Origin of the sequence: Bacillus cytotoxicus NVH 391-98 (assembly GCF_000017425.1) — a bacterium.
GTDB classification, from domain to species: domain Bacteria; phylum Bacillota; class Bacilli; order Bacillales; family Bacillaceae_G; genus Bacillus_A; species Bacillus_A cytotoxicus.
This window is the reverse complement of sequence record NC_009674.1, coordinates 422,944-435,617: the sequence shown is the minus strand read 5'-3', so window position 1 is coordinate 435,617 and position 12,674 is coordinate 422,944. Positions and strand designations below refer to the sequence as shown.

10 protein-coding genes and 1 riboswitch are annotated in these 12,674 nt (G+C 35.2%); of the genes, 1 reads left to right on the top strand and 9 read right to left on the bottom strand.

All coding sequences use genetic code 11. The annotated features are described in order from the left end of the window. Positions 1–96: 96 nt before the first annotated feature. From BCER98_RS02200 to BCER98_RS02185, 4 genes are all read right to left on the bottom strand, one after another. Positions 97–1,338 (bottom strand): MFS transporter, encoded by a 1,242-nt coding sequence (locus BCER98_RS02200; RefSeq protein ID WP_011983493.1) that lies wholly within the window; start codon positions 1,336–1,338, stop codon positions 97–99. A 58-nt stretch (positions 1,339–1,396) separates the two neighbouring features. Beyond that, the gene (locus BCER98_RS02195; protein WP_011983492.1) at positions 1,397–1,981 is read right to left on the bottom strand and encodes a TetR/AcrR family transcriptional regulator; all 585 of its coding nucleotides are present in this window, start codon (positions 1,979–1,981) and stop codon (positions 1,397–1,399) included. A gap of 241 nt (positions 1,982–2,222) precedes the next feature. Further along, on the bottom strand, positions 2,223–2,471 hold the full coding sequence (locus BCER98_RS02190) for a hypothetical protein (protein WP_011983491.1): 249 nt from the start codon (positions 2,469–2,471) through the stop codon (positions 2,223–2,225). A 51-nt stretch (positions 2,472–2,522) separates the two neighbouring features. Beyond that, a complete protein-coding gene (locus tag BCER98_RS02185; RefSeq protein WP_011983490.1) occupies positions 2,523–2,894 on the bottom strand; it encodes a DnaJ family domain-containing protein in 372 nt (123 codons plus the stop codon). 339 nt (positions 2,895–3,233) lie between these two features. On the opposite strand from BCER98_RS02185, the gene BCER98_RS02180 reads away from it, so the two are divergent. Then, positions 3,234–5,258: a glycosyl hydrolase family 18 protein gene (locus BCER98_RS02180; RefSeq protein WP_011983489.1), complete on the top strand. Its 2,025-nt coding sequence runs from the start codon at positions 3,234–3,236 to the stop codon at positions 5,256–5,258. 730 nt (positions 5,259–5,988) lie between these two features. Here the strand turns inward: BCER98_RS02180 and BCER98_RS02175 are convergent. From BCER98_RS02175 to BCER98_RS02155, 5 genes are all read right to left on the bottom strand, one after another. Continuing rightward, the gene (locus BCER98_RS02175; protein ID WP_011983488.1) at positions 5,989–6,741 is read right to left on the bottom strand and encodes an ABC transporter ATP-binding protein; all 753 of its coding nucleotides are present in this window, start codon (positions 6,739–6,741) and stop codon (positions 5,989–5,991) included. After that, positions 6,738–7,736: an ABC transporter substrate-binding protein gene (locus BCER98_RS02170; protein ID WP_011983487.1), complete on the bottom strand. Its 999-nt coding sequence runs from the start codon at positions 7,734–7,736 to the stop codon at positions 6,738–6,740. The genes BCER98_RS02175 and BCER98_RS02170 overlap by 4 nt, the downstream gene beginning before the upstream one ends. Beyond that, positions 7,733–8,509: an ABC transporter permease gene (locus tag BCER98_RS02165; RefSeq protein WP_041809399.1), complete on the bottom strand. Its 777-nt coding sequence runs from the start codon at positions 8,507–8,509 to the stop codon at positions 7,733–7,735. The genes BCER98_RS02170 and BCER98_RS02165 overlap by 4 nt, the downstream gene beginning before the upstream one ends. Then, entirely contained in the window at positions 8,481–8,801 is a 321-nt protein-coding gene (locus BCER98_RS02160) for an MTH1187 family thiamine-binding protein (RefSeq protein ID WP_011983485.1), read from the bottom strand. Before BCER98_RS02160 ends, BCER98_RS02165 begins: the two co-directional genes overlap by 29 nt. Positions 8,802–8,905: 104 nt before the next feature. Then, positions 8,906–9,007: riboswitch (TPP riboswitch) on the bottom strand. Positions 9,008–9,068: 61 nt separating this feature from the next. Next, the gene (locus tag BCER98_RS02155) at positions 9,069–12,653 is read right to left on the bottom strand and encodes a non-ribosomal peptide synthetase family protein (RefSeq protein WP_011983484.1); all 3,585 of its coding nucleotides are present in this window, start codon (positions 12,651–12,653) and stop codon (positions 9,069–9,071) included. Positions 12,654–12,674: the final 21 nt, after the last annotated feature.

The window sequence follows — 12,674 nt, the reverse complement described above, 5'->3', positions numbered from 1 at the left end:
CTCCTAGTCTGCAAATTATCATTGTAATATCAATATATCCTTTGTCTATATAGTTATCGAAAAGTTCTAAATAAAAAGGGTGTAAATCCCCCCTTTTTATTTAAAGCTTTTAACACCATTTTGCTTTGTACTTTCCATTTGATTTGTCACTTTCGCACTACCTATATTCATACGTAAAATAGGTAAAATTGCCATTAAACTAAGTAGCATTGCTATACAAAAGACAACGATGATTGAAGTCACTTCTTTCACTCCTCCAGCAAATGCATTCCCCATTAGCATAGCTCCCATAAAAATTGGAAGAATGGTACCATTTACACGCCCAACCATATTTTCTGGTACAAGCTGAATCATAAGTGTGCCAACAACAATATTAACACAAGCTAAACAAATGCCCGTTCCAAACCTCATGAAGCTAGTCAACCAAAATGATGTTGATACTCCCTCTACGAGAAATGATAGAGCTAATACAAACATACCAAACACAAACATTTTCTTCGGATGTACCTTGGAAGCAAATATAGCAGCAACACCACCTCCAATTAGCATTCCTATTCCATCGGCAACTGCTAAATATTGAACAGCTTCCTTATTTAATCCTAATCGTTCAATAACGAGAAAAACTTCTAATGGATTCGTTAATCCAACCGCTAAACCGATAATCGCAAAAGCAACTGTAATCATGCTTACATTTTTCGTTTGAAGAACGAATTTCCACCCTTCTTTTATATCGCTTCCTAATGTACGCTCTACTTTTTCCTCTTTTTCAATCCATATTGGTAAAAAGGACAATGCCAGGGCAGATAACAAAAAGAGTCCAATTAAGCTATATAACGCTGTAAACACCCCTAATTGTGTATAAACAACAGACCCTATAACTGGACCAAAAATGAGAAACAATGACTGTAACGTTTGATTGAATGCAATCGCATTTGAAACATATTTTTCTTCTACATAACGCTTAAAAATTTTTGATGATGAAGGCTGAGAAAATTGTCCAACAATCGCTGAGACAAGCGTTGCAAAAAATATGGCCTGCCAATAATCCATTTTTAACAATACAATAATACCTATAATGGAACATACACTTAACATATCGCCAGCTACCATTGTTCGGTTCGGATTCCACCGATCAGCTAGTGCACCGCCGACAAATGAAAAAATAAAAATAGGTGCATACTCCATAACCGATAATAATGAAACTGAGATAGGATCGTTGTTCGTCCTTTCCATAACAAAATATAAAAGTGCCATATTTCTTATCCAAATAGCAAGTTGTTGCAAAATATCGGATATCGTGACTAATAAAAAAGCGCGATTACTAAATAAATTTTTCATTTGAACCTCCTTATAAACCGACCGTTCGGTCTATTTTTATAAGAGAAAGACTACTGATTTAAGAATCAGCTGCCATTCCTTGTAACAATACATCAATTGCTTTTTTATAAACTCGTTTCATCTCTATAGGATCAAGTTCATAATAAAGCACACCAAGCCCAGACAATAAACCATTTACAATATACATAAGATCACGAATATTATCCTGACGAAATTCCCCAGATTGGATTCCTTCCTCAATTAATTTTTCAAATACACCATATGATGCTCTTGCTAAAGTAAGCATTTCATCTAGTACTTCTTTACTCACCACTTGGCTTGTAGAAAACTCTTCTACCGCACTAAAAATCGGGTGTTGTGTATCTTCTACATGAAATTCCGCAAGACCATATAGTTTTTCAGTACTCGTATGATATTGCTTTTCTTTCACATTCCACTTCTCAATCCAATCATACGTATGTTGTTTGACCACAAATAAAAATAGTTCTTCTTTACTTTTGAAATGATAATAAATGCTTCCTTTACTGCGCTCTGTAATTTCGCAAATTTCTTCCATAGATGTTGCAGCGTAACCTTTTTGCGAAAATAATTCTTCTGCTTTGTATGCAATTTCTTTTTTTATTTCTTCTGCACTTTTTCGCATATTCCCCTCCAAAAAACCGACCGTTCAGTCTAATGATAACAAATATAAAATCTTCATTACAAGGTGATATTTCCTAAATTCAGAAAAAATATTTTTTAAAGCTAATGAATCGATTCTATGTTTCTATTTATGATCTAGTAAATATACAGGATAAACATTTGTTTCACCGATTTCATAGCAGTTCATCTTAATTAATCAAACGTTTGTTTAAAAAGAAACATACTCATAAAAGAGCGTATTTCTAACAGTCTCCACCACCGCAGCAGCCATCGCCTCCGAAAGAACTTCCACAATCATGGGAGCTACCGCTATCATGTGAAGTCCCGCTATCAGATCCTGCAAATAAAGCGAGGGGAGGTGAAATATGAGTAGATGAATTGTCCCCATTTCCTGTTTTATGTAGGTTTACTTTTTTATTATTTGAGCGAACTGTTTTTACAAGCATTCCGATTAAAATGAAAAATAGCAATGCTGCGATTGCAAATCCCATTTCAATCCCTCCTTTCTATTACACCTCACTACATTTTCATTTCTTGCTCTCTTACCGTAATTTATGAAGGATTTGATTTTGATACATACGAAAAGCCGAACTTCCTTTTATTTTTCTTTTTTCCATTAACTGTTGAAAGCGAAGTGTTTTTTCCGTTAACTCTGCTTTTAACTTTTTCGTTTCTGACTCATCATAACAACACGCAATCAAATCCTCTATTTTTAATATCTCCTTTTGTAACTCCATCTCCGGAGGAATCATATGCGCATTCTTCAAAATTTTATAACTCATTCTAAGTTCTGAAGGTACCATTGAAAGATCTTCTAATTGCAGTGGTTTTCCCTTCCCAGATAAATCATTAAGATCACCATTATGAATTGCTTGCTGAATTTTTTCCTCAGCAATATGCAAGAAAACATCCACACTCTCCCCTCCTTACATCCTTTTCCTATTATATTACAGGAACATACAAAGAATTTCCATTTCATAACGCCTCTTCTCTAAACAATTCTTTCTCAAATGATTCTCTAAATCCCTTTATTTTTAAGTTTTATTCTTCCTACTGTATGCATACTTCGCTTACTGCACTCCTTTATATTGAGAAAACCTTTTTCCAAGCAATAAAACGTTTACACTCAATATGGTGTTTGCTACGATGAAATTACCCCCTGTTACTTGTATAGACCTCGTGATGTCTGTTTGTTTTCGTTAATCGGCAATTTTGCCATTACACCTATTTCAATTTTGAAAGGAGAAATGATAATGAAGATTAAAAAATGTTCACTCTTGCTTCTGTCTCTACTACTCTTCTTGCCTCTTTTTCTTACAAACTTTATAGCTCCAAATTTCGCATTAGCAGATTCGTCATCAACAAGCAAAAAAATCGTTGGATATTTCCCTTCGTGGGGGATCTATGGCCGCAACTATCAAGTTGCCGATATAGATGCTTCTAAGCTCACTCATTTAAACTATGCATTTGCTGATATTTGTTGGAATGGCAGACACGGCAATCCTTCTACACACCCAGATAACCCAAATAAACAAACTTGGCCATGTAAAGAATCTAGCGTCCCACTACAAAATAAAGATGTTCCAGACGGTACGCTTGTATTAGGCGAACCATGGGCTGATGTTAATAAATCCTTTCCTGGTTCCGGAACAACATGGGAAGATTGTGATAAATATGCTCGCTGCGGGAATTTTGGAGAATTAAAGCGATTAAAGGCAAAATATCCACATTTAAAAACGCTTATATCCGTTGGGGGATGGACTTGGTCTAATCGCTTTTCAGACATGGCTGCTGATGAAAAAACGAGAAAAGTATTTGCCGAATCTACTGTCGCCTTTATTCGAGAATATGGTTTTGATGGTGTAGATTTAGATTGGGAATACCCAGGCGTTGAAACAATTCCAGGAGGGAGTTACCGTCCCGAAGATAAACAAAATTTCACACTACTTCTCCAAGATGTTCGAAATGCACTCGATAAAGCTAGCTCTGAAGATGGAAAATCCTACTTATTAACAATTGCTTCAGGTGCAAGCCAGCGCTACGCTGACCATACAGAGCTTAAAAAGATTTCCCAAATTGTAGATTGGATTAATATTATGACATATGACTTTCATGGAGGATGGGAAGCTACTTCCAATCATAATGCTGCACTATATAAAGATCCTCAGGATCCAGCAGCTGATACAAAATATTATGTAGATGGTGCAGTAGAAATTTATAAAAATGAAGGTGTCCCAGCAGATAAAATTGTACTAGGTGTTCCTTTTTATGGTCGCGGTTGGAAAAGTTGTGGGAAAGATAACAATGGACAATATCAGCCATGTACACCAGGTAACGATGGAAAGCTAGCCTCTAAAGGTACTTGGGATGATTATTCTACCGGTGATACAGGGATATATGATTATGGTGACCTAGCAGCAAACTATGTAAACAAAAATGGTTTTGTCCGTTACTGGAATGACAACGCTAAAGTGCCATACTTATACAACGAAAATACAGGAACATTTATTAGCTATGACGACAATGAATCTATGAAGCATAAAACAGATTATATAAAAGCAAAAGATTTAGGCGGGGCAATGTTTTGGGAATTAAGTGGAGATTGTCGTAAGAGCTCAAAATATGACTGTAATGGTCCAAAGTTACTTGATACATTAGTCACGGAACTATTAGGAGGACCTATTCAGCAAAAGGATAACGAACCCCCAACAACTGTAAAAAATATTGTTGTGACCAACAAAAATGCCAACTTCGTACAACTAAGTTGGACAGCATCTACTGATAATGTCGGTGTTACCGAATATGAAGTTCGTTCTGAAAAGGAGAAATGGACAACAACAACAAATAACATCACAATTAAAAGTTTAGCACCAAACACAGAATATGTTTTCTCTATCATTGCAAAAGATGCCGCTGGGAACCAATCACAGCCTTCTTCTATTACTGTTAAAACAGATGACAGCAATACTTCGCCCCCAGACGGTGCTGAGAATGTGATATTTGCAGTTACTTCCAATTGGGGCAATGGTTATAATTTCTCTATTACAATTAAAAATACTGGAACGACACCTATTAAAAACTGGAATTTAGAATTCGATTACAATGGAAATTTAACGCAATTTTGGGATTCGAAACTAATTCGTAAAGAAAAGGATCATTATGTCATAACAAATGCTGGCTGGAATAGTGAAATTCCTCCGGGTGGCTCTGTTACAATTGGCGGTGTCGGAACAGGAACTGTAGCAGATATGTTAAATCCAGTTATACAAACAAATTAGTTTGAACTTACTTTCTATTTATTGAACTTCCCCCATCCCTCTTTCTAAGAATCCCTGATGGGGGAGTCTTATTTTCATAATACCTTTCCTCGGTTTGTTATGTACTCTAATCAGTTGAAGTTATTCGTATATTTACCATGTCCCTGTCTCGTTATAAATCTATTTCAAAACAGACCCTTTCTTCATACGTTCTCACCTTATTGTATTCCGCTATTTTAGAGGAGTAAAACTCCCACTGATTAAAGTTTCACTCTATATAATAATTCCTCTTCCAGATTCCTTTCATTTAGTATGGGAACCTTTCTTTTTAGACAAAAACAAATAATCCTTATATTAAGTTTCGGATATGAAGTTTATGTGAAGTTCGATTGAAGTTTACATGAATTTCCTTTTAAATCTCTTGTTTTTCTTTATTCACCACATTATCCTGTAGTCATAGGGACAATCGTTGTTCTAATTTAAGCTATCTGTACATATAAACAAAGATAGTAGCCTGTTAGGGAAAGGCATCTATAAATAGTTATAAAATAGACAATATGATAGAAAAAGCACGCTTATATGTGCACCATAAGCGTGCTTCTTCATATAATTCTCATGTAAGAGTTCTCCAAAATCATGTTAATCACAGGGAAAAGGCATTCACTATAAATGTGAATGTTTTTCTTTTGCTGAACTTCTATTTCTCTAAAAAATAACAAGCCTCTGAACATCTCACATTCAGAGGCTTTCTTTATTTCTTCATATACGGAGCTAATGTCTTTAAAATTTCTGTTTTATCTTCTTTTAATTCCACAGATGTTAACATATCCATTGTTCGCGGACGGGGTAAATGAACGTGTACTTCCCCTACAATAGTTGCTGGTCTTTGCGATAAGATGAATACACGGTCAGATAATAGTATCGCTTCGTCTAAGTCGTGCGTTACCATTACAATTGTTTGTTTCTCTTGATGCCAAGAATCTAACAGCCAGCGATGCACTTCCATTTTTGTAAAGGCATCTAATTTTCCGAACGGTTCATCAAGTAACATAATAGGTTTCTCACATAAATACGTACGAAGAAAGCTAATCCGCTGCCTCATTCCTCCAGATAATGAGTCGGGATAATGATCTGCATATTCAAACAATCCAAATTGTTTTAATGCTTCCATCCCCTCTGCTAAACGTTCTTTCTTAGACTTCTTTCCCTCAATTTCTAATGGCAACACAATATTTTGTAAAGCTGAACGCCACGGAAGCAATAAATCTTGCTGCGGCATATAACTTACACAATCTTGTGTTTGTACAAGCTCATCATGATACGTAATCTCACCGCTAGTTGTATCTTCCACACTGGCAATCATATTAAGCAATGTACTTTTCCCACAACCGCTCGGGCCTACAAAGGATACAAATTCACCTTCTTGTATAGAAGCATGAATATTCTCTAATACATTTTTACCACCGAATGCTTTCACAACATCTTTTATTCGTAATCCACTCATGTTTCACTTGGAAGGAATTCATTTGTAAAGGCATCTTTTACATCAATTTTCTTTTTGATTACCTTATTATCGTATAAGAAATTCATGTAATTTGTCCAAACTTCTTCCTTCTGTACTCCCCACGCTTTTGCATCATCTTGATATTTTGTACTTAACCACTTTTGACTTTCTTGCACTAACTCTTTATTAATATCTGGAACATTCTTGATTAAAATATCAGCTGCTTGTTTTGGCTCCTGAATTGCAAAATGATATCCTTCTGCTGTTGCACTCATAAACTTTTTCACAACATCTTTATTTCGCTTTATGTTCTTTTCACTTGTGATAAGAACAGGGCTATAAAAGTCTAGTGCTGGATCTAAATCTTTTACCATTATTGTATTTAATTCTTTTCCTTGACGTTTCGCTTCAATTCCATCCCAGCCATAATAAATCCATTCAAAATCAGCATCACGACCAATTGATTTGAAGAAATCTGTTTGTCCAAGCACAATTTTTTCTACTTTACTAAAGTCGGCTTGATGTTTATCCATAATGGTTTTTAAAGTTGCTTCCTCTGCTGGTGCTCCCCATCCTCCATAACGCTTTCCTTCAAAATCTTTTGGTGAAGTAATATTATCTTTTTTTAAAGAAGCAAATGCCGATGTGTTATGTTGAATAATTGCTCCAATTGATACAACTGGAATCCCTTCCACACGTGCCGATGTAACATTTTCTTGATAGCTCACACCAAAATCAGCTTTTCCAGAAGCAATCATTTGCTCTGCTGATACATTATCACCAGGCTGAATAACTTCTACATCTAAACCTTGTTTCTTATAATAATCTTTTGTTTTTGCCACATATAAACCAGTATGGTTTGTATTCGGAAACCAATCTAAAACAACTTTTACTTTTTTCTCTTTGTCACTGCTCTCTTCTTTCTTCGCTGTATTACAGCCGACAACACTTACTGCAAACAGTGTTGCTAACATGACTTTTAAGCTCTTTTTCATTTTCTGTCTTCCTTTCTATATATCCATGGTGCTGTTATTCTGGCCATACACTCTACGATAAAATATAAAAATAACGTGACGATTACAATCATAGCCGCTATACCAAATACACGAGCAGTTAAAAACGACTTTGTTGCACGGGTTAACATAACCCCTAATCCTTCACTTGCACCAAGCCATTCCCCAATAATTGCCCCCATCACACTATATGTAACAGCAATTTTTAACCCTGAGAAAAAATATGGAAGCACAGCAGGAAATTTTACTTTTTGATACATTTGCCATTTTGATGCACGCATTGTTTGTAATAATTTGAGCATACTTTTATCTACCGTTTGAAATCCTTCTAAAATACTAAGGGCAATTGGGAAGAAACAAACAAGAATAACAACCATCACCTTTGGTAGCATTCCATATCCAAACCAAATGATAAATAGAGGTGCAAGCACAACAATTGGAATAGTTTGTGAAATAACAAGTAACGGATTCATAAGAAGGCGAAAAATCGGGATAACATCCATCATAATAGCAATACTTGTTCCAAGTAGAATTGCAAAAAACAAACCGCTTATCACTTCTTGCAACGTCTTTGTTATATTTGGAAGTAATAGCTCTTTCATGCCAATTAATTCTTGTATAATCGTAGAAGGTTTTGGCAGTATCCATGGTTCAATGTGAAATAATGAAACAGATCCTTCCCATATCGCAATGAGAAGAATCAGCCAAACTGTTGTAATTGCGAAATTAGATCGCTTCTGTTTTTTCATATTCATCACGATACTTCCATACTTTTTCATCAATTGTTACACCTGTGCTTGGACGATAGTGGATTTTAATAGAGGTAATCACTTCTTCTGCTCCAGCATCTACACAAGCTTGTTGTGCACGTTTTATAATATCAAGAAGTTCATTTAAATCTCCTTCCATCGTTGTTTCCATCGCACCTACTTCATAACGAACGCCTGATTGTTGGACAACTTCAATTGCCTTATCCACGACCGTATATAAATCTTTTGTTTTTGCTTGTGGTACCACTGAAAATGAAATTGTAACTTGTTGTGACATGCTAAAATCCCCTTTGCAAAATAATATGTTAAAAACAAGAAAAGGCTTTCCCACTATGACGTAGGAAAGCCTTGTATGCAAGTTATTATAAAATAACATATGCTACATTCCCTTAAGCAACTCCCTACGCTGGCATTATCCAGATCAGGTTGAGGGTCGATGTTCCTTTACATCCTCTCAGCCACTTGGCTCCCCGGTCCTTAATTCGTTTTCATTGTAGCATGATTTATTTTATTGAACAAACAAAAGCATGGTACATCTTGTCTGTTATTTTTCTACGTTTGGAAAATACCCCACTTGTTCTCCATGTGCTAATAGCTTCTGAATAAACTGTTGGTCAATTATTGGCACTGCAATTTTCTTTTTCTTTATCCATTCATTTGTTCTTTTTGTACCTATTACAAATTCAGACTGCTGCGCTCCATCGCCAGCTACTTGTGAAGCAATCAATTCTGCTATCTCCTCATCCTCTTTCGCTAACTGTAACCCTGAATCTACATATTGCGAAAGAGGAACAATTTCTAAATGATGCCCGCATTCTATCATTAACTGCACAAAATGTACAAAATCAATCGGATCTGGATGACAAATATGCAATGTTTCACCTATAATTTGAGGATCTTGCATATACGTCACAATTGATTTACTTGCAAAATCAATTGGAGCAAAGTCCACTTTCCACTTCACGTTTGGTGCTTGTCCAATTAATAACATCGTTTTAATGAGGCGATAAAATGCATTTCCTTCAATATTTTGTTGAAATACTCCCGTTTCGGAATGGCATGTTAAATTACCAGCGCGATAAATATTCCCTCTCATGCCACGACTCATTGCTTCACGAACAAGATTTTCTGCCTGTAGTTTACTATTGGAATACACATTCTCTAACTCTACATGATACTCAAAATCACCGCGTTTTTTATACATATCCCATTGTTCTACTGCTAAATCGATTGGAATACTAATCGTAGAAATAAAATGGAATGCTGCTCCTTCATCGGCTAATGCAAGCATGCGCTTTGTCCCTTGAATATTTACATTTTCAAATTGCTTTACATCCCCAAAATGTCTTACGTCTGCCCCGCAGTGAACGACTGTATCAACTTTAGAACGTATCGCTATAAACTCTTCCTTACTAAGTCCAAAGTATTCTTCACCAAGGTCACCAGGAATAGCTGTTATACGTGCCAGAGCTTCATTTGGAATATCATGAAAATATCCTGTTAAAGTTTCCATAATTCTTTGCTCTACATCTTTTTTAGGTCTTACTAAACAATAAATATGAGCTGAGGTTTGCTGCAATAATTCATATAGGATATGTGATCCTAAATAACCTGTTGCTCCTGTTAAAAAGACATTGGAAATCCGGTTATTAGTTATTCCTTCCGTATACTGAATAGCCTCTGGTTCATGTATCCATTTATATTCATGAAATACATTTTCTTCTAGGGTTAACTCCCTTTGTATTCGCGCTAACTTATACACTGTCTTTTCCTTAAAGAAGTCTTGAATTGTTAAATGCGGAAAATCTTCTTTTAACAATGTTAAAATACGTAATACTTTTAATGAATGCCCACCAATGGTAAAGAAATCATCATGTACACCAATTTTGGAAACTCCTAATACTTCTGTCCAAGCCTGTGCGATAATCTTCTCTGCTTCAGTAGATGGTGCAACATATTCTTGTAGGCGAGTCGGCTCATACTCTTCTTCTAGTTGCCCTAGTTTCTTAACATCTATTTTCTTATTTGGTGTAAGCGGTAGTTCATCAATATAAATTAACTTAGACGGAATCATATAATCTGGTAACTGCTCTTGTAATTTGTAAATGAGTTCTGGCATCTCTTTTTTTGTTAAAGTTGTATAAAAAGCAATCAAATATTGACTTCCTTCTTTACTTTTCTTAGCAAACACAATATTTTCTTTTACATTATAATTTTGAGAAATTTGATTTTGAATTTCTCCTAACTCAATACGGTGTCCTCTAATTTTCACTTGATCATCTTTTCTATGTAAAAATTCAATATTCCCGTCTTCTAAGAGTCTAACGATATCTCCAGTTTTATATATATTAACAATAGGGTTGAATGGGTTTGGAACAAATGCTTCTACTGTTTTTTCCGGTTTATTAAAATATCCTTTTGCTAGTCCTACTGATTCTATATGCAGTTCGCCAGGTACACCAATTGGACAAAGCCTCATATTCTCATCCAATATCATAATTTGATAATTTGCACACGGCTTACCAATTGGAACACTTACAATGTTCTCATCCAACTGACTCGGAATCGGGTAAGTTGTTGTTACGACTGTACACTCTGTCGGTCCATATACATTATGAATTTCAATATTTGTTCCAATTCTTTCTCTCCATAATTTAATCACCTCGATCGGTAACATCTCTCCTCCAATTGCAATCCGTTTCAATGAACTCAGCTTATATATCTCTTCATCTTCTAAATAGGTTGCTACTTGTCTTACAAAAACTGTTGCTAACGCTAAAATAGAAGTTGCTTTTACTCTATGGATTGCATTTGCAAATGCTTCTACCGATAAGCGTTCTTCTTCTAATAATACATATAAGGTGCCTCCGCAAAATAAAGCAGCAAATAATTCCCATACAGAAGCATCAAAGCTAAATGAAGGAAACTGTGCAAATACATCCTCTTCTGTTAATTTATACTGTCGTTGCATCCAAGTACATAGATTGACAACACCTCGATGAGCTAACATTGTTCCTTTCGGATTCCCTGTCGATCCTGATGTATAAATCATATATGCTATATCATCACAATTGATAGGAAGCTTCACATCATTAACCAAATAATTCTCACTATCATAGATTGAGATTGCTTGAATACCTTTAGATGTAATCTCTGTTTCTTTTGTTAAAATAACTTTCGCTTTACTATCTTGAATAATGTACTCAATTCTACTCTCCGGATAATCTGGATCAATTGGAACATATGCCGCATTAGCCTTCAACACAGCTAATATACTTATCACTGTGTCGATACTGCGTTTCATAAAAATCCCCACATAATCTCCTGGTTGCACACCATTTTGTATTAACATGTGAGCTATTTGATTACTTCTTTGATTCAATTCTTGATACGTTAAAGCACCTTCTTTAGAAGATAATGCAATACGATTCGGAAATTGCTTAACCGTTTTATAAAACATCTCAACAATGCTTTTTTCTGGATATGTTGCTTTCGTGTTATTTATCTCATTATAGAGTGCTATCTCTTCATCTGTAATAATTCGGAAATTCCCAACGTGTTCATCTCTATTCTGTAAGGCATGTATGAATACTCCCTCTATTTGCCTCATATAGCGAGCAATCGTCTTTTCCTTCCAAATCAAACCATTAAATATCACTTCTACACCTTGCTTCTCTTCATTAAGGACAAACTGTAATATATCATTCTCCTGTGAATGATAGTATGTTTGACCAACAATAATAGGTGCCATTCCAAATAGATTATCATGCTTTTGTAATTCTTGTATGTCTGTCTCATCCATCGCTTGAATTTGACCTATTTGCTCAACGATCTGTTCTTTTAACTTTTTATAAGAAAGGAAAGGAGAGATTTCAATCACAATAGGAAATAGTTTTTCCCTTTCATGATACAAAACAATTATATGTTTCTCATTAGCAATATGATGTAACCACATTATACTTGCTCCTAACAGATCAACCATATTAATTGTTATTGGAAACAATATTGTTTTTGTATCTACTTCTCCCTCTAGATTTCGGAAATCCATAGGAATTCTACTTTTTCCGTTTATTCTTTCTAGAGACTCTTTGATTGTTTCATTATAAGAATTTGTTAATACTGCTTCCATGTCATTCACTTCCCTTACCAT

Coding starts and splice junctions, on each gene's coding strand:
- BCER98_RS02200 (WP_011983493.1), bottom strand. CDS start 1,338: ATGAAAAATTTATTTAGTAATCGCGCTTTTTTATTAGTCACGATATCC.
- BCER98_RS02195 (WP_011983492.1), bottom strand. CDS start 1,981: ATGCGAAAAAGTGCAGAAGAAATAAAAAAAGAAATTGCATACAAAGCA.
- BCER98_RS02190 (WP_011983491.1), bottom strand. CDS start 2,471: ATGGGATTTGCAATCGCAGCATTGCTATTTTTCATTTTAATCGGAATG.
- BCER98_RS02180 (WP_011983489.1), top strand. CDS start 3,234: ATGAAGATTAAAAAATGTTCACTCTTGCTTCTGTCTCTACTACTCTTC.
- BCER98_RS02175 (WP_011983488.1), bottom strand. CDS start 6,741: ATGAGTGGATTACGAATAAAAGATGTTGTGAAAGCATTCGGTGGTAAA.
- BCER98_RS02170 (WP_011983487.1), bottom strand. CDS start 7,736: ATGAAAAAGAGCTTAAAAGTCATGTTAGCAACACTGTTTGCAGTAAGT.
- BCER98_RS02165 (WP_041809399.1), bottom strand. CDS start 8,509: ATGAATATGAAAAAACAGAAGCGATCTAATTTCGCAATTACAACAGTT.
- BCER98_RS02160 (WP_011983485.1), bottom strand. CDS start 8,801: ATGTCACAACAAGTTACAATTTCATTTTCAGTGGTACCACAAGCAAAA.
- BCER98_RS02155 (WP_011983484.1), bottom strand. CDS start 12,653: ATGGAAGCAGTATTAACAAATTCTTATAATGAAACAATCAAAGAGTCT.